20 protein-coding genes and 1 pseudogene are annotated in these 23,261 nt (G+C 65.5%); 14 read left to right on the top strand and 7 right to left on the bottom strand.

All coding sequences use genetic code 11. The annotated features are described in order from the left end of the window. The first annotated feature begins 798 nt into the window (after positions 1-798). The 3 genes from CVV68_RS24205 (at position 799) to arfB (ending at position 5,275) form a co-directional block, all read left to right on the top strand. A complete protein-coding gene (locus CVV68_RS24205) occupies positions 799-1,890 on the top strand; it encodes a molybdopterin-dependent oxidoreductase (RefSeq protein ID WP_245933446.1) in 1,092 nt (363 codons plus the stop codon). 216 nt (positions 1,891-2,106) lie between these two features. Continuing rightward, on the top strand, positions 2,107-4,638 hold the full coding sequence (locus CVV68_RS09735; protein ID WP_110500806.1) for an excinuclease ABC subunit UvrA: 2,532 nt from the start codon (positions 2,107-2,109) through the stop codon (positions 4,636-4,638). 214 nt (positions 4,639-4,852) lie between these two features. Next, positions 4,853-5,275, top strand: coding sequence for an alternative ribosome rescue aminoacyl-tRNA hydrolase ArfB (gene arfB, locus CVV68_RS09730; protein WP_110500805.1), 423 nt, complete (start codon positions 4,853-4,855; stop codon positions 5,273-5,275). A 53-nt stretch (positions 5,276-5,328) separates the two neighbouring features. Here the strand turns inward: arfB and CVV68_RS09725 are convergent, their stop codons facing one another. Then, positions 5,329-5,733: a VOC family protein gene (locus CVV68_RS09725; RefSeq protein ID WP_170133140.1), complete on the bottom strand. Its 405-nt coding sequence runs from the start codon at positions 5,731-5,733 to the stop codon at positions 5,329-5,331. A gap of 63 nt (positions 5,734-5,796) precedes the next feature. Next, a pseudogene (locus CVV68_RS23860) lies at positions 5,797-6,263 on the bottom strand (DUF1990 domain-containing protein). Between the two features lie 68 nt (positions 6,264-6,331). Here CVV68_RS23860 and CVV68_RS23855 point away from each other — a divergent pair. Both CVV68_RS23855 and CVV68_RS23850 read left to right on the top strand, forming a co-directional pair. After that, positions 6,332-7,348, top strand: a complete 1,017-nt coding sequence (locus CVV68_RS23855; protein WP_245933445.1) for an NAD(P)H-dependent oxidoreductase — start codon at positions 6,332-6,334, stop codon at positions 7,346-7,348. 85 nt (positions 7,349-7,433) lie between these two features. Then, a complete protein-coding gene (locus CVV68_RS23850; RefSeq protein ID WP_211320776.1) occupies positions 7,434-7,877 on the top strand; it encodes an FAD-dependent oxidoreductase in 444 nt (147 codons plus the stop codon). Positions 7,878-8,114: 237 nt separating this feature from the next. Here CVV68_RS23850 and CVV68_RS09710 read toward each other — a convergent pair whose 3' ends face one another. Beyond that, positions 8,115-9,146 (bottom strand): aldo/keto reductase, encoded by a 1,032-nt coding sequence (locus CVV68_RS09710; protein ID WP_110500802.1) that lies wholly within the window; start codon positions 9,144-9,146, stop codon positions 8,115-8,117. 8 nt (positions 9,147-9,154) lie between these two features. Further along, entirely contained in the window at positions 9,155-10,027 is an 873-nt protein-coding gene (locus tag CVV68_RS09705; RefSeq protein WP_110500801.1) for an NAD-dependent epimerase/dehydratase family protein, read from the bottom strand. 128 nt (positions 10,028-10,155) lie between these two features. Between CVV68_RS09705 and CVV68_RS09700 the strand changes: the two genes are divergently transcribed. From CVV68_RS09700 to CVV68_RS09685, 4 genes are read left to right on the top strand one after another with little or no spacing between them, the layout of a single operon-like run. Beyond that, complete coding sequence (locus tag CVV68_RS09700) at positions 10,156-11,604, top strand: NAD(P)-dependent alcohol dehydrogenase (RefSeq protein WP_245933444.1); 1,449 nt, start codon at positions 10,156-10,158, stop codon at positions 11,602-11,604. 12 nt (positions 11,605-11,616) lie between these two features. Continuing rightward, positions 11,617-12,255 carry a gluconate 2-dehydrogenase subunit 3 family protein gene (locus CVV68_RS09695; protein WP_211320775.1) on the top strand — a complete coding sequence of 213 codons (639 nt, stop codon included), beginning with the start codon at positions 11,617-11,619 and terminating at the stop codon, positions 12,253-12,255. Further along, positions 12,252-13,865, top strand: coding sequence for a GMC family oxidoreductase (locus CVV68_RS09690; RefSeq protein WP_110500799.1), 1,614 nt, complete (start codon positions 12,252-12,254; stop codon positions 13,863-13,865). Before CVV68_RS09695 ends, CVV68_RS09690 begins: the two co-directional genes overlap by 4 nt. Before the next feature lie 23 nt (positions 13,866-13,888). After that, positions 13,889-14,419: a YbhB/YbcL family Raf kinase inhibitor-like protein gene (locus CVV68_RS09685; protein WP_110500798.1), complete on the top strand. Its 531-nt coding sequence runs from the start codon at positions 13,889-13,891 to the stop codon at positions 14,417-14,419. 8 nt (positions 14,420-14,427) lie between these two features. On the opposite strand, the gene CVV68_RS09680 is transcribed toward CVV68_RS09685, so the two are convergent. Together CVV68_RS09680 and CVV68_RS09675 are read right to left on the bottom strand one after the other, a co-directional pair. Continuing rightward, the gene (locus CVV68_RS09680) at positions 14,428-15,282 is read right to left on the bottom strand and encodes an IclR family transcriptional regulator (RefSeq protein ID WP_110500797.1); all 855 of its coding nucleotides are present in this window, start codon (positions 15,280-15,282) and stop codon (positions 14,428-14,430) included. Continuing rightward, positions 15,216-15,722, bottom strand: a complete 507-nt coding sequence (locus tag CVV68_RS09675; RefSeq protein ID WP_170133139.1) for a TetR/AcrR family transcriptional regulator — start codon at positions 15,720-15,722, stop codon at positions 15,216-15,218. The genes CVV68_RS09680 and CVV68_RS09675 overlap by 67 nt, the downstream gene beginning before the upstream one ends. A gap of 5 nt (positions 15,723-15,727) precedes the next feature. On the opposite strand from CVV68_RS09675, the gene CVV68_RS09670 reads away from it, so the two are divergent. Continuing rightward, positions 15,728-17,131: a flavin-containing monooxygenase gene (locus tag CVV68_RS09670; protein WP_245933443.1), complete on the top strand. Its 1,404-nt coding sequence runs from the start codon at positions 15,728-15,730 to the stop codon at positions 17,129-17,131. Next, entirely contained in the window at positions 17,128-17,958 is an 831-nt protein-coding gene (locus tag CVV68_RS09665; RefSeq protein WP_110500794.1) for an SDR family oxidoreductase, read from the top strand. The genes CVV68_RS09670 and CVV68_RS09665 overlap by 4 nt, the downstream gene beginning before the upstream one ends. A 112-nt stretch (positions 17,959-18,070) precedes the next feature. Here the strand turns inward: CVV68_RS09665 and CVV68_RS09660 are convergent, their stop codons facing one another. Then, the gene (locus CVV68_RS09660) at positions 18,071-19,387 is read right to left on the bottom strand and encodes an MFS transporter (protein WP_110500793.1); all 1,317 of its coding nucleotides are present in this window, start codon (positions 19,385-19,387) and stop codon (positions 18,071-18,073) included. Between the two features lie 184 nt (positions 19,388-19,571). Between CVV68_RS09660 and CVV68_RS09655 the strand changes: the two genes are divergently transcribed. The 3 genes from CVV68_RS09655 (at position 19,572) to CVV68_RS09645 (ending at position 23,256) form a co-directional block, all read left to right on the top strand. Then, complete coding sequence (locus tag CVV68_RS09655) at positions 19,572-20,342, top strand: IclR family transcriptional regulator (protein ID WP_110500823.1); 771 nt, start codon at positions 19,572-19,574, stop codon at positions 20,340-20,342. Positions 20,343-20,491: 149 nt separating this feature from the next. Then, a complete protein-coding gene (locus CVV68_RS09650) occupies positions 20,492-21,412 on the top strand; it encodes a shikimate dehydrogenase (RefSeq protein ID WP_110500792.1) in 921 nt (306 codons plus the stop codon). Then, entirely contained in the window at positions 21,412-23,256 is a 1,845-nt protein-coding gene (locus CVV68_RS09645) for a bifunctional sugar phosphate isomerase/epimerase/4-hydroxyphenylpyruvate dioxygenase family protein (protein ID WP_110500791.1), read from the top strand. The genes CVV68_RS09650 and CVV68_RS09645 overlap by 1 nt, the downstream gene beginning before the upstream one ends. Positions 23,257-23,261 lie beyond the last annotated feature (5 nt).

The raw sequence follows: 23,261 nt of genomic DNA, 5'->3' as shown, positions 1-23,261 counted from the left end.
TCTCGCGATTGAATGCAGACGTGCTCTCCGCACTGGGCGACTCCGGGATCTGAGCCGCCTTCCGATTTCCGGCCCTTGACTGAACGAAGGCGGTCACGCTCAGGAGCATGGACACTTCACCTGAAGACCGAACTGATCCCGAAGCTGACCCTGGAGTGGGGGAAAGACGTGCGGGTTTCCGTGCGGAACTTGACAGCAGGCACTACACGGTGGTGGATGAGGACTGGGCCGGCGGCGTTCCGGCCCAATATGGCGTTGCTCCGCGGGTCAGGATTGGCAACAGCAAGTGGTTCAATCTGCTGTGGCTGATCCCCATCGGTTTGTTGCTGTTGATAGTCGGCATTGCCGTTGCCAAGGGCATCCGCGAGCTGCCTGCCGTGGCGGATTTCATGCTCCGCTACCCCGGCACGTCGAAGCTCCCTGGCAATGCACCTGTGGGGTTTCCGGCCTGGCTGGGCTGGCAGCACTTCCTGAACCTGTTCCTTATGATTTTCATCATCCGCTCAGGGCTGACCATCCTCTCCGACCACCCCCGCCTCTACTGGACCAGGCATTCGACACCGGGCAAGGACTGGTTTCGGATCCAAAAGCCCGTGCCGACGGATCCGCTCTACACCGCCAAGCAGGACTCGATCATGCTGCCCAACGGCGTCGGGCTGCCCGGCCGCCGCCACTCCATCGGCCTGGCCCGGTGGTGGCACCTGGGGATCGACACTCTGTGGCTGCTCAACGGCATCATCTTTTACATCCTGATCTTGTCCACGGGCCAATGGATGAGGCTCGTGCCGTTGCACTGGGATGTCTTCCCCCAACTCCATCTCGGTCGCCATCCAGTACCTGTCCCTGGATTGGCCGCTGGAAACCGGCTGGGTCAACTACAACGGCCTGCAGCTACTGGCCTATTTCATCACCGTGTTCATCGCCGCACCCGCCGCCCTCATCACGGGGCTGGGGACGTCCCCGGCCCTGTCCACCCGCTTCCGGACAATCAGCACCGTCTTCAGCATCCAGGTGGCCCGCTCCCTGCACTTCCTGGTGCTCTGCTGGTTCATCTTGTTCATCGTCATCCACGTGACGCTGGTGCTGACCACAGGAGCCCTGCGCAACCTCAACCACATGTACGCCTCCCAGGACAACGAGTCGTGGACGGGTTTCTGGATCTTTGCCGCCTCCATGGTGGTCGTGATCGTCGGTTGGGTGGCAGCGACGCCCTTCACCTACCGACATCCACGCGTCGTCCAGAAGGTTGGCTTCGCCTTGATCGGCCCTGCCGAGCGCCTTTTCGAGCACATCGATTCAAAGCCCGGCCAGTACACCGAGAAGGACATTTCCCCGTACTTCTGGCACAACGGAAAATACCCTGAAACGGAAGAGTACAAACAGCTCGAGGCCGGCAATTTCGTTGATTACAAGCTGCGCATTACCGGGCTCGTCGAAAATCCGGCGGAGTTGGGCATCGAGCAGTTGCGGGTCCTTCCACATCACGAGCAGATCACCCAGCACTTCTGCATTCAGGGCTGGTCCGGTGTCGCAAAATGGGGCGGGATTTCCATGCAAACGATCCTCGACATCGTCAAACCCAGGCCGGAGGCCAAATGGGTGATCTTCTACTCCTTCGCTGCGGGCCCGGACGGGGGAATCTACAACGACGCCCAACCCATTGAGCAGATGAGCTACAAACCGACCATGCTGGCGTACGACATGAACGACGAAACGCTCTCGTTCGGCCACGGCGCACCGCTTCGGCTGCGCAACGAGACCCAACTCGGATTCAAACTCGTCAAGTGGATCAAGGGCATCGAATTCGTCGAGAACTTCGACGACGTCGGCGGCGGGCTGGGCGGCTACAACAACGACCACGAGTTCTTCGGCTACCGCCAGTCGATCTAAGTCCGTGGTGGCCGCCGAGCGCTCAGGCATGGTCCAGGCCCACGGTGGTGACGCGTGGCTTATGACGCGGCTACGCCGGACTTGCGGTGCATCGAACTGTTCACGTGTGATTGGAGGACCACTGGCCCCATCTACGAACCATGGGCGCGGATGAGAAACTTCCACGCAGAACGTTAATGGCCTAGTGTCGTGAAAGTGCTATCTCCTGACGACGCCATGCCCCAGTTTCCCGCCTTTGGTGAACCGTCCGACGGTTATGTCCGGGTTCGCGGTGCCCGTGAAAACAACCTCAGGAACGTTGACGTTGATGTTCCCCGTGACGCGATTGTTGCCTTTACCGGGATCTCCGGCAGCGGGAAGTCGTCCCTGGCTTTTGGCACGATCTTTGCCGAAGCCCAGCGCCGGTATTTCGAGTCGGTGGCACCGTATGCGCGCCGGCTGATCCAGCAGGGCAACAACCCCCGGGTGGAGGCGATCACGGGCCTGCCGCCTGCTGTTGCCTTGCAGCAGCGCCGGGGAACGCCGAGCACCCGGTCCTCGGTGGGCACCGTGACGACGTTGTCGAACTCCCTGCGGATGCTCTTCTCCCGTGCCGGCGACTACCCGCAGGGTGCGGGCATCCTGTATTCGGATTCCTTCTCGCCCAACACGGTCACCGGGGCCTGTCCGGTATGCCACGGCCTGGGCATTGCCCACACTGTCAGTGAACAGTTGCTCGTGCCGGATCCGCAGCTCACCATCCGGGACGGCGCGGTCGCGGCATGGCCGGGCGCCTGGCAGGGCAAGAACTTGCGGGACATCCTGACCCATCTTGGTTACGACGTCGATGTGCCCTGGCACCTGCTGCCACGGAAGCAGCGGGACTGGATCCTCTACACCGAGGAACAGCCGGTCGTGGAAGTCACACCGCAACGGGACCGTGTGGAAAAACCCTACAAGGGCAGGTTCTGGAGCGCGCGCAGCCACGTCCTGCACACCCTGGCCGATTCCAAGAGCCTGCCGATGCGCGAACGCGCACTGGCCTTCATGCATTCCGGGCCCTGCCCCAGCTGCGGCGGCAGCGGTCTAAAACCCGACGCCCTGGCCGTGACGGTCGGGGGACGGAACATCGCGGCGATGAATGCACTGTCCCTGACGGACCTCGCGGCCGTGCTGCAGGCCCTCGGAGCCGCCCGCCCCGGGGCCGAAGGAAGCAGCGAAGCTGTCGCGGCAGCCATTTCCCAGGACCTGCTCCAACGCGTGACGGTGCTGCTGGACCTGGGCCTTGGCTACCTGAGCCTGGGCCGAGCCACCCCCACCCTCTCCCCGGGGGAGATGCAGCGGCTGCGGATCGCCACACAGCTGCGCTCGGGACTCTTCGGGGTCATTTACGTGCTCGATGAGCCGTCGGCGGGCCTGCACCCGGCCGACGCCGAACCGCTGCTGGAGGTCTTGGAGCAGCTGAAGTCCTCGGGCAACTCCGTGTTCGTCGTCGAGCACAACATGGACGTGGTGCGCCGCGCGGACTGGCTGGTGGATGTGGGCCCCCAGGCCGGGGAGAACGGCGGACGGATCCTCTACAGCGGACCGGTGGCGGGCCTGGCGCAGGTGGAGGAGTCCGTGACCCGTCCCTTCCTGCTCGGGACGGCGTCGCCGTCCGCCCCGCTGGCTTCCGGCACGTCCGCAATTGCCGATGGGGCCCGTCGCCGTCGGCCCGCCCTGGGCTGGGTGCGGATGGAAGGCATCACCTTGCACAACCTGGCGAACATTGACGCCAACGTGCCGCTGGGGATCCTGACCGCGGTCACCGGGGTCTCCGGGTCCGGCAAGTCAAGCCTGCTGCAGGTGGTGGCCAGGGCGGCGGGGGCCCAGGTGCACACGGCCGGCCCGGCTCCCCTGCCGGCGGATGGCGAGCCTGCGGCTGGGGAACTCCATGAGGGGCAGGACGGACCGGTTGTCACTAAAATGGCCGGGCTCGATCCCGTGGACCGGCTGGTGCAAGTCGACCAGCGGCCCATCGGCCGCACCCCGCGCTCCAATTTGGCCACCTACACAGGGTTGTTTGACTCCGTCCGCCGTGAATTCGCGGCAACGGACGGAGCCCGGGCCCGGGGATTCGGCGCAGGACGGTTCTCCTTCAACGTCGCCGGCGGACGGTGTGAAAGCTGCCTGGGCGAAGGATCAGTGGCAGTGGAGCTGTTGTTCCTGCCCGGCAGCTACGGCCCCTGCCCGGTCTGCCACGGCTCCCGATACAACGACGAAACCCTCGCGGTGGAATACCACGGCAGAAACATCGCCCAGGTCCTGGCACTGACCGTGGACGCGGCAGCAGGGTTCCTGGCCGACATTCCGGCCGCCGCGCGCAGCCTGGCAACCCTGCGCGAGGTGGGGCTCGGCTACCTCCGCCTGGGCCAGCCCGCGACCGAACTCTCCGGCGGGGAAGCCCAACGCATCAAATTGGCCACCGAACTCCAGCGCGCCCGCCGCGGCCACACCCTTTACCTTTTGGACGAACCAACCACCGGCCTCCACCCCTCGGACGTGCGGCTATTGCTGCACCAGCTCAACCGCCTCGTGGAAGCCGGAAACACCGTGGTGGTGGTAGAACACGACATGGACGTCGCCGCCGCCGCCGACTGGGTCCTGGACCTGGGACCCTCCGGCGGAGCCAACGGCGGCCGCATCATGGCCGCCGGCACCCCCGAACACGTGGCCGCAGTCAGCGAAAGCCGCACCGCTCCCTATCTTTCGAAAGCACTGGCCCGGTAAAAAGAGGCCCGTAAAAAAACATTCCGCGAAGGCACCCCATCCGCATCCCCTGCGGTCAACAGCGCACGGGCCCACCACAGCAGGTCCTCGACCAAGGCCTTCATCTTCGGTTCGGGCCGGCCGCCGTCGTGCAGGCGACGGCACCGGCTCAGGGATGCAGCTCGCCGAGCCGGGGCCCCGGCTCCCGTTTGGCGCATCGTGCAACACTTAATGCATGGATCTGGAGGTGTCGCCCGCGCTCACGATTCCCGCGTCGGAACTCGGCTGGAGATTCTCGCATTCGTCCGGGGCAGGCGGCCAGCACGTGAACACCTCGGACAGCCGCGTCGAGCTTCTGTGGAACGTTGCCGACTCTGCCGTGCTCTCCGATGGACAGCGGAAGATGTTGACCACCCGTCTCGGACGCCGTCTCATCACTGGTGTGATCACGGTGACCGCCTCTGAGCGGCGATCCCAGCTCCGCAATCGCGAAATCGCCTTGGCCAAGCTCGCCGAACTCATCACCGAGGGTCTTGCTCCCGAGGCGCCCCACCGCCGTCCGACCAAGCCCACGCGGGGCTCGGACCGGCGCCGCCTGGACGCAAAGCAACAGCGGTCGGCGACGAAACGGCAACGTCAACGTCCGTCCGCTGAGTAGCCGCGTCGCGTCGACAGCTTTCCGCACAGGTCGGGACCGGCCAGATTTCAGCCTCATTTGTTGGCGACAAGTTCGATTTCGAAGCCGTCAGAGTTTACGAGATAGCCAGCGTAGTGGCCGCGACCACCTGCGTAGGGATACTTTTCAGCAAACAACGGCTGCCACCCGTTGCGCCGGCCTTCCTCCACCAGGGCATCAACCCTTTGTTCGCTTCCGGCAGTGAATGCCACATGGTTCAACCCCGGCGCGGTGCGTTGGTGTTCGCGGCTGCTCAGCGCCGGCGATTCCTCGAAGACCAGGTAGGTCCCGTCCTTCCGCCAACTGATTCCCTGGGCCCACGTCTGGAAGGTCGAATATCCCAGACTGGTCAGGATCCAACCCCATTCGGCCTTGGCGCGTTCAAGGTTTGGCACCCACAGCTCGACATGGTGCAGGGCACCCACTAAATCTTCATTCACGTCACGAGTCTGGCACACCTCCTTGGCCGGTCACGCCCGGCGGCCGTTGCGCCTCGCAGCCGCTTATCGCAGTGCGCGAAGGTATCGCCTGCGTACGATGAGCTGCGCAATGCGAAGAAGCGGGTAAAGCATGCGCCAGGGTTGCTGTGGTGCCGCGCGCGTGAGCGAACGTATTGAAAGGACCACCTGGTCGCCTCGACGCTGGACGACAAATGCCTCCTCACCGCAAACGGGGTGACCCGGCAGGGTCGGTACGCGAAACCAACCCGGTCCGCATCCTTGACGACGGCGGTGACCTCCACGGGTTCCACAACTGCCAGGCCGAACAGGCGCGCCGTGACCACCACGCGCTGGCCCACCGGAGCCGTTGAATTCACGGTGAATCCGCTCGAGGTTTTCACCTTCCACCGGAGGACATCCCCCGTGGCGCGCTCCCACACCGTGTCACCGCGTCCCACGACTGCTGACACCTCCGACCGGCGGTACCGGCCGTCACTTGGCAGCCATTGGCCAAGATCCGGATTCGTCATGCGCCATCCCCCTTCAGGTCACCGGGCAGCCCACAACAGACGGTGGGTGCCTCACCTCATTCTCACGCATGCAGGACACCGGAGGCGCAGATGCTGGGAGACGTCGCCCATGGAAAACGACACAAACGAACCCGTTCGTTACGAACGTGTACCGTGTCCGGATTGCGGTGCAGCCAACAGCAAGGAACGTCACCGTGACCACATGTGGAATCGGAATCAGTCCCGGGCCGACCCGCAATGGCCGGAATGGCGCATCCGTGGCCCAATGGGGTCTTCAGGGGGCCGCGGGCGAATGGCGAACTATGAATTTGATTGACCTGCTGGATCACCCGCTCCCCCATCTGGAGGAACCCATTCCAGCCATGGCCGGTCGCTACACTTCCCCGCAGACCATTGCCTGGGCGGATCACATCAGCGGGTTTGACGGCTTCATCATCGTGACTCCGGAGTACAACCATGGCGTACCGGGAATGTTGAACAATGCCCTCCACCACCTATATGCCGAATGGAACACCAAAGCTGTCTGCATGGCGGATGTAAGCACACAAGTGGAGCTGTCCGTACTCCCGGAGTTGGAGGAGGGCCAAGCCCATCTGCAGGCCGGTCAGGACCGGGCTCTGGCCCAAGTATTCGTTCAGGTGTACGCCCGTACCCCAGGTGGCATGCTGGACATCCACAAAGCCACCGGGCAGGAAGCCGTCCACACGGCCGGGCTTTGGGAGCCATTCCGCGCGCTAATCCATCCGGGCGGGGAGGCGATGCGGATTCTCAACCGGCACGGGGTCGCGCACCGCGTCAGGGTGGCTGCAGTCCGGGGCGACGGGTCCGGTCGGCACGAGGTCGAATTCACAGACGGGGAAACCATCAGCACGGACCTGCTCATCAGTTCCGACGGCGCCTGGTCGCGCGTACGTCGTTTGCTCTTCGGGGCGCACCCGGCATATACCGGGATCACTTTCATTGAGGTCGATTTGTTCGACGCGGACTCAAACCATCCAAAGGAAGCCTCCATCATGGGACAGGGCCTGCTCTTCGCCATTGATGGCGACACCGGCATCCTCGGCCATTGCGAATTCGCGCAATAGTCTCCATGTCCATCTTGGCCACCGCGCCGAAGCGGATTGGGCAGACTCCATCGATTTCACCGAAACGCCAGCCGCGAAAGGTGCGATGCTTGACCTGCTCGACGGCTGGGACAACACCCTTCGCGGTCTCATCGCCAATGCTGACACCCAGCTCACTCCGCGACGCATCCACGCCCTTCCCGTCGGGCACTCCTGGGACCGTGCCCCGGGAGTCACGCTCCTCGGGGACGCCGCACACTTGATGTCGCCGTTCGCTGGCGAAGGCGCAAACCTCGCCATGTTCGACGGGGCGCAGCTTGCACTCGAGATCATCGAGCACGCCGGCAACACCGAGGGTGCATTTGCCGCCTATGAGGCCGAACTCTTTCCGAGAACCACGCGGGCCGCGGCCGAATCGGCCGAAAGCCTGGAAATGATGTTTGCTCCCGACGCCCCCAAGGGCCTCCTTGGGATGTTTGCCTCATTCGATGCCGCCCCGGATGCAGACCCTGCACCGGAGCTCACCGGGCAGGCAGCGAAGTCCGCCTAATCCCGCCAGTGAATTCCAGAGGCCGCTCCCGGGCCAAACTGCGAAACGCAGACCCGATGACCGGCGCAACGTTGGAGCTTTCCCGCCAGGACTATTTTTTGACCGAGGCTGGTCGCAGCGGCGTTTGCCCTGCTTCTGCCTGGCCGTGACAACCTTGCCGGCCGCCCAATTGGCCACCGACTCGCCACCCCTACCGAGCCAGGGGTGGCTACGCCAAGGAGGAACTTTGGCGCCTCGTCACCTGCCCCCTCCAATCTTTCGGCTGCGTTGCTCTTGGGCCATGGGACCATAGGGATAGACGCCCAGATGGGGCTCGCTGACTGCTGTGAGCCGCTGTATTTCCTCATCGGAGAGCTCCAGGAACGCCGCAGCAAGGTTGTCGGCAAGTTGGTCGGTGGTGCGGGCGCCAAGAATGACCGAAGTCACCCCCGGCCGGTCCGCCAGCCAGGCCAGCGCCACCTGGGAAGCGCTGACCCCATGGGCTTCCGCGATACTTTCCACTGCCCCGATCACGTCCCAGGTGCCGGGGTTGTCGTTGCGTTGCTGCCAAGCCTCCATGCCGCGCTCTGGATTCTCGCCCAGGCGTGTGGAACCTGTGGGCGGTTCGTCGCGCTTGTATTTGCCCGTCAGCCAGCCTCCGCCCAACGGCGACCATGGAAGCAGGCCGATCCCGGCATCCAGGGACGCGGGAACAATTTCCGACTCGATCTCACGGACCAGCAGGCTGTACTGGGGCTGCAGGGTGACGGGCGAGTTCCAGCCCTGCAGCCTGGCCAGGTAAACAGCCTTGGTCAGCTGCCAACCCAGGAAATTGGAAAAACCGTAGTAGGCGATCTTGCCACAGCGCACTGAATCATGCAGGAAGCGCAGCGTCTCCTCAAGGGGCGTGATGGGATCCCAGGCATGCATTTGGTACAGGTCGATCTGTTCCACCCCCAACCGGCGCAAGGAGTCGTCCAAGGCGCGCGTGAGATGGCGGCGGGAGGTCCCGACGTCGTTCGGTGACGTCCCCGTCGGAAAGCGGCCCTTGGTGGCCAGGACAACCCGGTCGCGCGCATCCGGCCGTGCGGCCAGCCACCGGCCAATGATCTCCTCCGAGGCACCGGCGCTGTAGACGTCGGCGGTGTCGATGAAGTTGCCTCCGGCGGCGACATAGCCGTCAAGGATGGCATGGGACGTGGCCTGGCTGGCTTCCGCCCCAAACGTCATGGTGCCCAGCGCGTAGTTGGAAACCACGGCGCCGCTGTTGCCCAATGTGCGATATTGCATGATGCTCCTTAATCCTTCATGTGGATGGTTGGCTCCGGCAGGCTTGTCCGCCAACTGTGTTCCGGTTGGTAGCCCAGCAGGCGCCGGGCCTTGTCGATGGAAAGCAGGGTCTCGTGTTCGCCAAGCTCCTTGCGCACCTTCACCTGGGGGAACACTTCGGCGGCGAGACTGGCGCTGGAACGGCGCATGACGGTGTCCGCGTTGGCAATGATGAAGGCCTCAAACCCCGTCTGGACATGCTCAAGTGCCCGGGCCACCGCCTGTGCGCCGTCACGGCCGTCAAGGTACCCCCACAGGTTCCATTTGCGCGCCATCGCATCGGAGTCAAAGGACGGGAAGGCGGCGTAGTCCCCGGCGTCCATGACATTGGAAAAGCGCAGCGCCGTGATGGACAGCTCCGGATCCCAGCGCGTCATCTCGCGGGCCATCTGCTCTTCCAGGTGCTTGACCAGAGAGTAGGTGCTTTCGGGCCGGGCGGGGTATTCCTCATCGACTGGGAGGTAGGGAGGGTCGACGTCGAACGGCAGTCCCAGCACCGTCTCACTGGAAGCGTAGACCACCTTCTTGATCCCGGCCCGCCGGGCCGCCTGAAACACGTTGTAGGTGGAAAGCATGTTGTTCTCGAAGGTGGCGGCATCGGGGACAAGGCCGGGCGCGGGTATGGCGCCAAGGTGAACGACGGCGTCAAGTCCGCCGTGCCTGTCATCCAGGCCAAGAAAAACGTCCAGGACCTGTCCGTAATTGCGCAGGTCCACGATGACAAGTCCCGGGCCCCGCTCCCCTGCACGGTCCAGGTTCAGCACCTGGTGACCGTCGCCTGTCAATCTGCGCACGACGTGCCGCCCCAGCTTTCCGCTGCCACCAGTTACTGCAATTCTCATCGTTACTCCCTTAGCGTGGCTCAACAATTCCGGCCCAATCAATCCACCATAGGACGCATTCCAGCTTTTGTGCATGGCCCTGTGAGTCCTAGGAACGCGCGACAACCCCGCAGTTGACGTGGAGTTCCATGGTTCTCGGAGTCCGGGGACGGCGCGCTGGGGACGCGTCAGCCAAGCCGGGCATTGTTCGCGGGCACACCAACGCGCTTTCCAGCGCTACTGGTGGAAAGGAAGCTGCCCGGCTGACACCGGTTTCCAAGCGCATCCTGGGAACGCTCGACGGCGAGCGCCTCCTCGAGGGCGTGGTGTTCCTGACGATGGGCCTGAAGATCAAGTCGATCGCGGTCGGCGTCCGGCAGGACCACGCCGCGGGTCAGGCAGGAGCGTGCCATCGACCACTTCGCCCTGCGGGTCACCCGGCACCATTCCCACAGTGTGGGAGCGGGCATTGGAGTCCGGCCCGGGGCAGGGCAGACTGGGAACAGGTCTCAAGGAAGCTGGGTATTTCCAACAGGGAGCGTGCCATGAAAGCCGTCCGGGTTCACCGTTACCACGAGGACCCGCACCTCGACGACGTGGACGAGCCCCGCATTGACGGCCCGTGGGACATCATCGTCGAGATCGGCGCCGCGGGCCTGTGCCGGACCGATCTGCACATCGTCCAGGGCCAGTGGGACGCCATCCAGCACCCGAGCCTGCCCTACACCATCGGCCACGAGAACGCCGGCTGGGTCCGGGAGGTCGGCTCCGCCGTCGGCAACGTGTCCCCCGGCGACACCGTCATCATGCACCCGCTGGTCACCTGCGGGCTGTGCCTGCCCTGCCGCTCCGGCCAGGACTCGCACTGCGAGAACGCCGTCTTCCCCGGCCTGAACGTCGACGGCGGCATGGCCCAGTTCATGAAGACCAACGCCCGCGCCGTCGTCAAGCTTGATCCAAGCATGTTGCCGGCCGACATCGCCGCGCTCGCCGACGCCGGCCTCACCGCCTACCACGCCGTGCGCAAGGCGGTCCCGCTCCTGCCCCCGGGCGCCCACGCCGTTGTCATCGGCAGCGGCGGGCTCGGGCACATCGGCGTCCAGTCCCTGCTGGCGCTCACGGCCGCCACGGTCACCGTCGTTGACACCTCCGAGGCCGCACTTGAGCTGGCCAGGCAGCTGGGCGCCCACCACACGGTGGTTTCGGATCCCAACGCCGCCGCGGAGCTGATGGACATCACCGGCGGCGGCGCCCACGTCGTCTTCGACTTTGTCGGCGAGCACGGCACCGAGGCGCAGGGCCTGGCCGCGCTGCGCAACCGCGGCAGCTACTACACCATCGGCTACGGCGGCAAAGTGGAGCTCGAGACGCTGTCGATCATTTCCCGCGAGATCAACGTGGTCGGCAACCTGGTGGGAACCTACACGGATCTCGTGGAGCTCATGAACCTCACCGCCCGGGGGCTGGTCAGCCTCCACACCACCGTGTACGACCTCGCCGACGCCGTCCAGGCCATGCATGACCTTGACGCCGGCACGCTCGTGGGGCGCGGCATCCTCGTCCCCCAGGCATCCGGCAGCTCGTTGCAAACACACTAAGGAAGGCATGACATGGCGTTCCCAGCCAAATATCCAAGCCTGAACGAGACCACGCTCAGCGACGGGGCGAAGGCAATCCTGGAGCGGATCATCCGGGTCGCCTTCCCGCACCGGAACTTCCCCGACGGCGCCTACCAGCGGATGCGCGACAAGATCGTGGCCGAGGCCGAGTCCTCCACCTGGTTCCGGGTGGTGCTCACCCAGGGGCTGCTGACCCTTGACGCGAAGCTGGCCGACGGCGAACACTTCCTCGAGCTGCCCCAGGACCGGGCACTGGCGGTGCTGCGCAGTGTCCAGGACCTGGAGTTCTTCGGATTCATCCGGCGCACCACGGTGCTCAACCTCTATGCCGACCCCGTGGTGCTCCAGGTGCTTGGCTACGAAGGGGAATCGTTCTCCCAAGGCGGATACCTGCACCGCGGCTTCGACGACCTCGACTGGTTGCCAAAGGCCCGGATCGAGGAGGCCGGTGAGCCGCTGGTCGAGACCGGGCCCCTGCCGTACCAGGTGCGCACGGAGTCGGGCACGACGGCGCCCGGGACTCCCGCGGCAATTTCAGGTGGCAGCAGCGCGGCCGCAGCCGCCGGCCCAGGCCCGCAATCAGGGGTCGCCGCCGATGGCCGGACCCAACAGCCAGGAGCAGTGCAATGAGCAACGAAACCCAGCAGGCATTCGACGCCGGCAGCTACGAGTCGGCGCACTTCGAGCTGGACGACGACTCAGTGGTGGTCGTCGTCGGCTCCGGCGCCGGCGGTGGCACCCTCGCCGCCGAACTGACCCGGCAGGGCGCCAAGGTGGTGGTGCTTGAGGCCGGCCCCCTGCTGCGCAATTCCGACTACATCAACGACGAATGGCCGGCGTTCAACCAGATGGCCTGGCTCGACCCGCGCACCACCTCCGGATCATGGCGGATAGCCAAGGACTTCCCGAACCTGCCCACGTGGCTCGTCAAGGCGGTCGGCGGCACCACCACGCATTGGGCCGGTGCCACGCCGCGGTTCAAGGCCCACGAATTCAAGGCGCGCAGCACGTACGGGCGCATCGACGGGGCGAACCTGCTCGACTGGCCCATCACGCTCGAGGACATGGCCCCCTACTACGACAGGGCCGAGCAGAAGATCGGCAGCACGCACCGGCACGGCCGGCCGCCGCTGCCGGCCAACAACAACTACACAGTGCTGGCCAACGGCGCACGGCTGCTGGGCTACCGGCACTACGCGACGGGCCCTTACGGGACCAATGCCGAGCCCTATGACGGGCGGCCCGGTTCCGTCCAGGACGGCTTCAACTTCCAGGGCGACAGGAACGGCTCCAAGTGGTCCACCCTGGTGGCCGAGCTGCCCAAGGCCGTCAGGACGGGCCTGCTGGACCTGCGACCGGACAGCCAGGCCATCCAGCTCACGCACACCCCGGCGGGTGTGGTGGACGGCGTCGTCTATGCCGATGGGGACGGCCTGCTGCACCGGCAGCTGGCCCGCACCGTGGCAGTGGCCGGCAACTCGATTGAGACCCCGCGGCTGCTGCTGCTCTCCAGCTCGCCGCTGTTCCCGGACGGGCTGGCGAACTCCTCCGGGCAGGTGGGCAGGAACTACATGAGGCACACCACCGGGTCTGTTTACGCCCGGTTCGAGAAGCCGGTGCACATGTACCGGGGCGAGACCATGGCCGGGCTCATCGCCGACGAATCACGGTTCGATGCCACGCGCGGCTTCGCGGGCGGCTACTACCTGCAGACCATCGCGCTCGGCCCCGCTTTCCTGGCCAGCTTCATTGACCCGGGGGCGTGGGGCCCTGACTTCACGCAGATGCTCGACGCCTACCTCAACACGGCGGGGCTGTGGATCGTCGGGGAGGACATGCCGCAGGAGGGCAACCGGGTCACCCTGAACACCACGGTGGCCGACAAGCTCGGACTCCCGGTGCCCAATGTGCACGTCGACGACCACCCCAACGACGAGGCGATGCGGGCCCACGCCTACCGGCAGTCCGAGTTGGTCTATGAGGCGGCCGGTGGGGTGGGCACTGTACGGACCCCGCCCTATCCCTCGACACACAACCTTGGCACCGCCCGGATGAGCGAACGGGCCGAGGACGGGGTGTGCAACAAGTTCGGGCAGGCGCACGACGTGAAGAACCTGTTCATCTCCGACGGCTCGGCGTTCACCACCGGGGCCGCCGCAAACCCAACCCTGACCATCGTGGCCCTGGCCATCCGGCAGGCCGAGTACATCATCAACCAGATGTCCACCCGCGCCATCTAGCGGGCGGACGGAAAAGAGCCGTCATGACTGACCGCAACCCCTACGACGAGCTGCCGGAGGTGCCGTCCTTCACGCTCGCCTCAACCGACGTGGCCGACGGGGCCGAGTTCGCCGCGCCCCAGCGCAGCGGCGTGTTTGGCGCGGGCGGGCAGGACGTCTCGCCTCAACTCGCCTGGTCCGGCGCCCCGGAGGGCACCCGCAGCTACTCGGTAACCGTCTTGGACCCCAGCGCCCCCACCGGCTCCGGGTTCTGGCACTGGGCGGTGGCGGACATCCCCGCCTCGGTGACCTCGCTGGATTCCGGCGCCGGGGCCGACGGCGGCGCGAAGCTGCCGGCGGGTGCCGTGCAGCTGGCCAACGACGGCGGCATGCGCGCCTACCTGGGCGCCGCGCCGCCGGCCGGTCACGGGGTGCACACCTACTTCATCGTGGTGCACGCCGTCGACGTCGAATCCCTCGGCCTGCCCGACGGCGCGACGCCGGCATTGCTCGGCTTCAACCTGTTCACGCACACCCTGGGCAGGGCCGTGCTGCGCGGTACGTTTGAGCAGTAGGGCTGCGGCTACCGAGGCTCGCCGCGTTCCTGGGAGGCGCGGCCGTCGTGGTGCCCTTGGCCGGTTGGCTTGGCCACGCGCTCGGTCCGGGCCTGTGCCTTCAGGGCATGGCCCACCTCGTGGCCGATGCTGCGCAGCACGCGGTCCAGAGCGGGCCGGCGGGCGCTGAACTCCGGCGCGTCCACCGAAACGGCCACGGAGCCGATGGCCTGGCCTGCGGCATCGGGGATGGGCACCGCCAGGCAGCAGACCCCGGGGCTGAATTCCTCCTGCTCCACGGCCATCCCCCGGGCCCGCACGTCTGCCAGCTGCCGGTCAAGAACGTCCGCATCGCAAATGGTGGCCGTGGTCATCGCTGCCATCCCGTGCCTGGCCAGGTAGTGGTCCAGTTCCGGCCGCGACATGCCAGCCAACATGATCTTGCCGAAGGCCGTGGCGTGCCCGGCGCCGCTGAACCCAAACCCCATGGTTGCAATCCGCGGGCGTTCCTTGGAGTCCACCACGTGGGCCAGCACGATGTCCTCGCCCCTGTGGACGGCAAAGTAGGCTGCCGCGTCCGCCTCGATGTGCAGGCGAGTGATCAGCCGGGTGACGCTGATGGGCGGGTCGACCTGCCGGTGCAGCGAGGCCCCGAGGTGGTGCAGCTCGTAGCCGAGGGCAAAGCGGCTCTGCTCGGGCAGGTGGATGACGTAGTCGGCGTCGACGAGGACTGCGAGCAACCGGTAGGTGGTGGCCATCGGCAGCCGGAGCGTGTCCGAAATTTCACGGGCGGCCAGGCCTTCGGGTGCGGCGGCGATCACGTCCAGCAGTGCGAGGGCCTTCCGCAATGAGGCCATGTTTGACTGCGGACCAGCTGCGTCCATGCCTCCATGATGCGCACAGCCGCGCGACGGGAACAAGGGGCGGCCATCGAATGGCCGGCGGCGGCGAAAAGGTCGAAAGCGCCGTCAACAGCGGTCGCCAGTCGGCGAAAAGTGAGCCTGCGTTCACGTTCCAGCGCCTCGGATACGCCGACCACCTCGATCTCCATGACGCGCGCCTTCCGTTCATCGTGCAGCATCGGCCCCAGCGCGGCCCCAACGAGCGTCCTGACGGCAGTGAACACATCCGGTGCCAGCTCATCGTTCCCGTCGGCGATCGCGTCGAGCACCTCGCTGTTGAGGTCAATGTAGAGGCTTTCAAGCAGTTTCTGGTGATCGGCGTACAGCTCGTAGAACGAACGGGTGGACACCTTCGCCAGCCGGCACACGGCCTGCACCGTGGTGGAACGGTATCCGACGGTGCAATACTCCTCACATGTCATATTTAGTGAAGCCCGAACACCTCGCTGATGCGGTGACGTCTTCAATCCCCACGAACGATTCCCTGCCCCGTACGTGCGTCATTGGTGCCGGCTCCTCCGGGATAGCCGCTGCCAAGGCGCTCTACGCCGCCGGCGTGCCATTTGACTGCTTCGAACGCGGCGGCGCGATCGGCGGCAACTGGCTCTTCAACAACCCGAACGGATTGTCCGCCTGTTACGAGACGCTGGAGATCAACACCTCCTGCCCCCGCATGGCGTTCTCCGATTTCCCCATGCCGGAGGACTATCCGCCGTATGCCCGGCATGAACAGGTGCACGCGTACTTCGAAAAATATGTCGATCACTTCGGTTTTCGGCACACGATTTCCTTCAACACCACAGTCGAGGAGGTCACCCGCGATGCCGATGGCGGCTGGCTCGTGCGCACCACCGGACCGAATGGCGGGCGGGTGGGCAGGTACGACGCAGTGCTGGTGGCCAACGGACATCACTGGGATCCACGATGGCCCGATCCCCCCTACCCCGGCTCGTTCGACGGCGAACAGATCCATGCCCACAACTACCGATCGGGCGACCAGCTCGCGGGCCGTGACGTCGTCGTCGTCGGCGCCGGCAACTCGGCCATGGACATAGCAGTGGAAGGGTCCCACCGGGCGAAAAGCGTAACCCTGTCAATCCGACGCGGCCAATGGGTGCTGCGCAAAATGGTCTTCGGACGCCCCAGCGACCAGGTCACCCTGCCCGCCTGGCTGCCGTGGTGGGTAACCGCCCTTCGCCTGCGTGTCGGCGCGATCACCTCCGGCAGCCTCAGCAAGTACGGCCTGCCGAAGCCGCCGCACAAACCGGGCCAATCACATCCGGTTCAATCGGATCATATACGCGCACGCATCGCCGCCGGGCGGGTCACCGTGCGCCCGGGCATTGCCCGTTTCGACGGAGGTGAAGTGGTGTTCCTGGATGGCAGCCGTGCAAGGGCCGAGCTGATCGTGTGGGCGACGGGATACAAGGTGACGTTCCCGTTCCTGGATTCTGCCCTCGTCGCGGCGGCAGACAATGAGCTGCCGCTGTGGAAGCGGACGGTTCATCCCGACCTACCCGGATTGTTCTTCATCGGCCTGTTGCAACCGGTCGGAGCGGTGATGCCGTTGGCCGAAGCCCAGGGGGAATGGGTGGCGCAGACCCTGGCTGGACGCTATATTCCCCCGCCCGCGGGCGAGATCCGCCAGCAGATGGTCAGGGAGCATGAGCGAAACAAGCGAGCGTTCTATGCCTCGCCGCGACACACCATGGAAGTGGACTTCGACCACTACCTCTGGGATCTCAAACGGGAAAGTCGCCGCGGCCGGCGGCGTTCGCGCAGCCGTGCCAGTGCGGCGCCGCAACACGAATCAAAGAGGAGCAGCGCATGACGCGCCAGGCAAATCTCACCGGGAAGGTCGTCGCGGTCACCGGCGGCGCGAATGGAATCGGACTCGAGATCGCACGGCTGCTCGCGATGGCGGGCGCCAAGACCGCCATCGGGGACCGTGACGGCGAGGCTGCGAGGAATGCGGCCGGGGAACTCGGCGGCATCCTGCTCGGCGTCGATCTCGACGTCACCGACCCTGATTCGTTCGCCAACTTCCTCACCACCGTTGAGACAGCCTGGGGCCCCATCGACGTGCTGGTCAACAACGCGGGAGTGATGTGGGTGGGCCCCTTTGACGCCGAACCGGATGCCGCGGCCGAGCGTCAGATCGCGGTGAACCTTCTCGGTGTCATCAGGGGCGTCAAGCTGGCGGCACCGGCGATGGTGGCCCGCGGCTCTGGCCACATCATCACCATCGCCTCCGCCGCATCGCTGCTGACCACCCCCGGCGAAGCGAGCTACGCAGCCAGCAAACAGGGCGTTCTCGGTTACCTCAAGGCGGTGCGCGCGGAACTGCGCGGCATCCCCGTCAAACTCTCCGTCATCATGCCCGCTGTGGTCGACACGGAGCTGGCCGCGGGGACCGGCACCGGCGCTGCCAAGATGCTGCAACCGGCCGATGTCGCCGCCGCAGTTCTGCGCACCATTGCGCGGCCCCGCTTCGAAGTCACCATCCCCGGCTATATCGGCCCCCTGACGCGGGCGGTCAACGTGCTGCCCGAGCGGATGCGCGAAGCGTTGTTTCGCCGGCTCGTCCCCGACCAGGTTCGCCAGGTGGACCGTGAGGTTCGCGCCAAATATGAGGCACAGTTCGGCGAGCACAGGTAGAGCTGCCAGCACGAAATGGCCAGTATCCCCGCCCAAAGTGAACGGCAGGAACCCCCCAGGCTGAAAGCGCAAGGAGGGTCCCGCCGTCGTACTTGTTGGCAGCCAGGTGGCGCTATATGCCCAGTTCGGCGGTGGGGACCTTGAACGTCTCCTTGGCGGTTGCAGCGGAGATGGCCGCAATGATGCAGATGACGCCGGTAAAGACGCTGATCTGGACCCATCCGCCTGGCCTGATGCCGCCCATGGCGGTCACAATGGCCGGGGCGAAACCTGCCATCAGGAAACCAATCTGGGTGCCGATGGCCAGGCCGGAGAACCGCACCTTGGTGCTGAACATTTCACCGTAGAACGATGGCCAGACGGCGTTGGCGGCACCGTAGCCGCACGCAAAGAACACGATGGAAACAAAGAACATCAACGGCACATTGCCCGATTCCAAGGTGAGCAGGAACAGCGGTGTCATGACCGCACTTGCCAGGGCACCATAGATAAAGACGGGCTTGCGTCCAATCCGGTCGGCGAGGAGGCCGAACAAGGGTTGGGTGCCCAGCGCCACGGCATTGGCGGCAACCACCAGCCACAGCGTAATGGTGTTGTCCACGTGCGCCACGTCCTGGGCGTACTTGATGGCCAGGGCGCCAAAGACGGTGCTGACGGCGGCGATGAAGGCGCAGCAGATGACGCGCACCACGTCGCGCCAGTGGTGCTTCAGGAGGTCTGCGACGGGCAGTTTGGCAATCTGGTCTTTCTTTTTGGCTTCCGCAAAGGCGGGCGGCTCGGCCAGTGAGCGGCGGATGAAGAAGGCGACGACCACCACAACGGCGCTGACCCAGAAGGGGATGCGCCAGCCGATGCCATATTTGATATCGTCCGGCAGCGCAACCACGGGGATGAAGATCAAGGCGGCCAGGATTTGCCCGCCCTGGGTGCCGGTCAGCGTCCACGAAGTGTAGAACGACCGTTGGTGGTCCTTCGCATGCTCCAAGGTCATGGACGAGGCTCCGGCCTGTTCGCCGGCTGCCGAGAGACCCTGGCACAAGCGGGCCAGGACCAGAAGGATCGGTGCCAGCCACCCCACGGTCGCAAAATCGGGGAGGCAGCCAATGATGAACGTTGAGCCTCCCATGAGGACCAGCGTGAACAGCAGGACCTTTTGCCGGCCCATCCTGTCACCGAAGTGACCCAGGATGACGGCGCCGAACGGCCGCGCAACATAGGCGAACCCGAACGTTGCAAACGACATGATGGCGGCATTGGCATCGGCGCTTGGAAAGAACACATGGGGAAAGATCAGCGCCGCGGCGGATCCAAAAATGAAGAAGTCGTAATATTCCACGGCGCTCCCCAAGAAGCTGGCCAGGGCTGCCTTCCTGGGTGTTCCCTCGGCGGCGCCGGCGCCGCGCTCGGTCAGGGGCATTGTTTGTCTCATCGGTTTCCTTAGGGTGACATTAGTGTCTCAAATGCTGCGGATCAAATATGAAAACTTTCGGCACTGTTTCCACATCGTGGCAACGGCTTGCGCCATGTAGAAATCATGACTGTGATTGAGGACACTTGTCAAGGATTACTTCCACGTTCTGGTCACAGCTCTCACAATGTGGCAATATATGATCATGACTGTGATTGAGGACACCAAGACCGACATGATTGGCAAGGCGCTGGGGCTGCTGGTGCTGCTGGGCTCCGAGCCCCGCGGCGCAAGCGCCTCCGAACTTTCCAAGCTGGCCAAGCTGCCGTTCAGCACCACGTACCGGCTGCTTGGCTCCCTGACCCGCGACGGGTTTGTCGAATACGAACCGGACGGGCGCCTGTACCGCCTGGGCCTGCGCGTCTTCCAGCTGGGCCAGCAGGTTTCCAACCACCATGGCTTTGCCGGGACAGCCACACCCGTCCTCCAGCGCGTCACCGACGTGACCGGCGAGGCGACCATCCTGTCGGTCCGGGACGGCGACCGCCACCTGACCGTCAGCAAGGTGGACGGCCCCCGGACCTTCCGCGTAACCAGCGACCCGGGACACCTGGGCCTCCTGCACACCACGTCCGTCGGCAAGGTGCTGGTGGCGTTCGCCGCCGGCGAGGACCGCGACCGCCTCGTGGAGGAGCTCGAGCTGACAGCCCTGACGGAGAAGTCCATCACCGACCGGGACGCCTTCCGAGAGGAGATCACCCGCGTGTGGAAGCAGGGCTACGCCATCATGGACGAGGAAAACGAGGTCGGCATGCGCGCAGTGTCGGTGCCGGTCCTCAACGCACAGGGCATCGCGTTTGCCTCGCTTGCCATCGCCGCACCCATTTTCCAGCTGACCGTGGAGGAAATGACGGCCCACCTGTCCCTGCTGCGCCAGGCCGCCGCCGAGCTGTCCGTCAAGCTGCCGCACCGGTAGCCGGACACCGCCCCGGCAAAAAGTTCATGATGTGAACTTATGTACATAGAACGAACATATGCTGTAATGTCATTCAAGTCACCACCCTGGCTCCCCGGAGGGGAAACCCTTCCTTGCCCGGCGGTGGCAACGCCAAAGGAGTATTGCGCATGAGTAATCGGGCCGAATCATATTTGCTGGGCTTGATTGGCGAGGGTGTCCTGCCCTCGTTGACGCCGGCCCTGCATGAACGCGAGGCCGACCGCCTTGGGCTGCGCCTGCTGTACCGTCCCATCGACCTGATGGAGCTGGGGCTGGCGCCAACGGCCATCGGCGATCTGCTCCAGGCGGCTTCCCGCCTGGGCTTCAACGGCGTCAATGTCACCCACCCCTGCAAGCAGCTGGTCGTGCCGTTCCTGGATGAAATGTCCGACGGCGCCCGCCGCCTCGGCGCCGTCAACACGGTGCTGATCCGACAGGGCCGCTTCATTGGCCACAACACCGACTATTCAGGTTTCGGCGCGGCATTTGCCGCCGGGCTGCCGCAGGCCCCGGTCAACCGGGTGGTCCAACTGGGTGCCGGCGGGGCCGGGTCCGCCGTCGCCTATGCAATTCTGGGCGCCGGGGCACAATCCCTGGACCTGGTGGACGTGGATGCCGCCCGGGCCGCCGACAGGGCCGCCGAACTCCAGCAGCTGTTCCCGGACCGTACCGTCACGGGCCGAGGCCTCGACGAACTGGCGCGGCTCGTGCCGCTGGCAGACGGCCTGGTGAACTGCACCCCCATGGGCATGAAGGAACACCCGGGGGCGTCCTTCGACCTGGAACAGCTGACGCGCCGCCACTGGGTGGCGGACATCGTCTACCGCCCCATCGAGACGGAACTGGTGCAGTTTGCCAGGGGCCGCGGCTGCCGTGTCCTGGACGGCGGCCGCATGGCCGTGGGCCAGGCCGTGGACGCCTTCCGCCTCTTCACCGGCGCGGGCCCCGACGCCGACCGCATGCGCACCCACTTCCTGGACCTCATTGCCCGGGAGGGCAGCGCCCCGGGGCACGGTGCCGAGAACCGGCTGAGCAAGGTGGCAAGCTGATGCGCACCGGAATTGCCACGGTGTGCCTGTCGGGAACATTGTCGGAAAAAATGGACGCCTGCGCCAGGGCCGGCTTTGACGGGATCGAGATCTTTGAGCAGGACCTGGTCACCTCGGCCTTGAGTCCCGGGGACGTCCGGCGCCGGGCCGCGGACCTGGGCCTGACCCTTGACCTGTACCAGCCCTTCCGCGACTTCGACGGCGTCGACGATGACCTGCTGGCGGCCAACCTGCGCCGCGCGGCCGCCAAGTTTGACTTGATGGGCCGGCTGGGCATCGACACCATCCTGGTGTGCTCAAACGTCGCCACCGCCACCCGGGGGGAGGACGACGTCCTGGCCGCCCAGCTGTCCCAGCTTGCCCGCTTGGCCGGCGACCACGGTGTCAAGGTCGCCTATGAGGCGCTCGCCTGGGGCAAGTACGTCAGCGACTTTGAACACGCCCACCGGCTCGTGGAGGCCGTGGACCACCCGAACCTGGGCACCTGCCTGGACTCCTTCCACATCCTCTCCCGGGAATGGGACACCGCCCCGATCGAAAAGATGGAAGCCTCGAAGATCTTCTTCGTCCAGGTGGCCGACGCGCCCAAGCTGTCGCTGGACGTGCTGTCCTGGAGCCGCCATTACCGCGTCTTCCCCGGCGAAGGCCAGTTCGAACTTGCCAAATTCATGGGACACCTGGCCCGCACCGGCTACGACGGCCCGGTCTCGCTGGAAATCTTCAATGACGTGTTCCGGCAATCCGACGTTGCACGCACCGCCGTGGACGCCATGCGCTCGCTGGTATGGCTGCAGGAGCAGGGAGCAGCCTGGCTTGCCGGGGAAGGCGAAACGCACAGGTATCCGTTGCAACTGGACACCCTGCCGCGCGTGCCGGAACCCACCGGCTTCAACTTTGCCGAGGTCAAGGCCGCGGATACGTCCGCGCTGGAGACGCTGCTGGGCCAGCTGGGCTTCTCCTCCCGCGGCCGCCACCGCACCAAGGCCGTCCAGCTGTGGACCATGGGCCAGGCCCGGGTGGTCATCAACGAAACCGCCCCGACGCTTTCCGGGCCGGCCATTTCCGCCGTCGGCTTTGACGTGGAGAACCCACTGCTGGCCTCGTCGCGGGCACAGCAGCTGAAGGCGCCCGTGGTGCCGCGCAAGACCCAGGCCGACGAGGAAGTGTTCCAGGGCATTTCCGCCCCCGATTCGACCGAGATATTCCTGTGCCAGGGCACGCCCGACGGAACGGCGGCCTGGACGGCCGAGTTTGGGCAGGCGCCGGCAGGGCGGAGCATCAAGGGCGCCTCCGCCGTCATCGACCACGTGAACCTGGCCCAGCCGTGGCAGCACTTTGACGAGGCCGTGCTGTTCTACAGCAGCGCCCTGGCGCTGGCCCCTCAGCCCTTCGCGGAGGTGCCAAGCCCCACCGGGCTGGTGCGGTCCCAGATCATGGACACCGCTGACCGGGGCGTGCGCCTGGTGCTCAACCTGGCCCCGCTCATCCAACAGGGGCGGAGCAAGACCTACCAGGAGCACATCGCCTTTGCCGTGGACGACCTCGTCTCGATCGCGCGGGCCGCCAAAAAGCGGGGGCTGCAGTTCCTGGGCATTCCGGCCAACTACTACGAGGACCTGGCGGCCCGCTTCGACCTGGAACCGGGCTTTCTGGACACGCTCCGGGACCTGAACCTGCTGTACGACCGAGACGCGCAGGGGGAATTCCTGCACTTCTACACGGCCACCGTGGGCAGCGTGTTCCTTGAAATGGTGGAGCGCCGTGGCGGATACGACGGTTACGGGGCACCCAACGCCCCTGTCCGGCACGCCGTGCAATACGACCTCCGCCAGACCACCGCTTAACCATC

The sequence above is a fragment of the Arthrobacter livingstonensis genome, from assembly GCF_003219815.1.
In the GTDB taxonomy this organism is placed as follows: domain Bacteria; phylum Actinomycetota; class Actinomycetes; order Actinomycetales; family Micrococcaceae; genus Specibacter; species Specibacter livingstonensis.
This window is presented reverse-complemented; position numbering and strand designations above follow the sequence as displayed.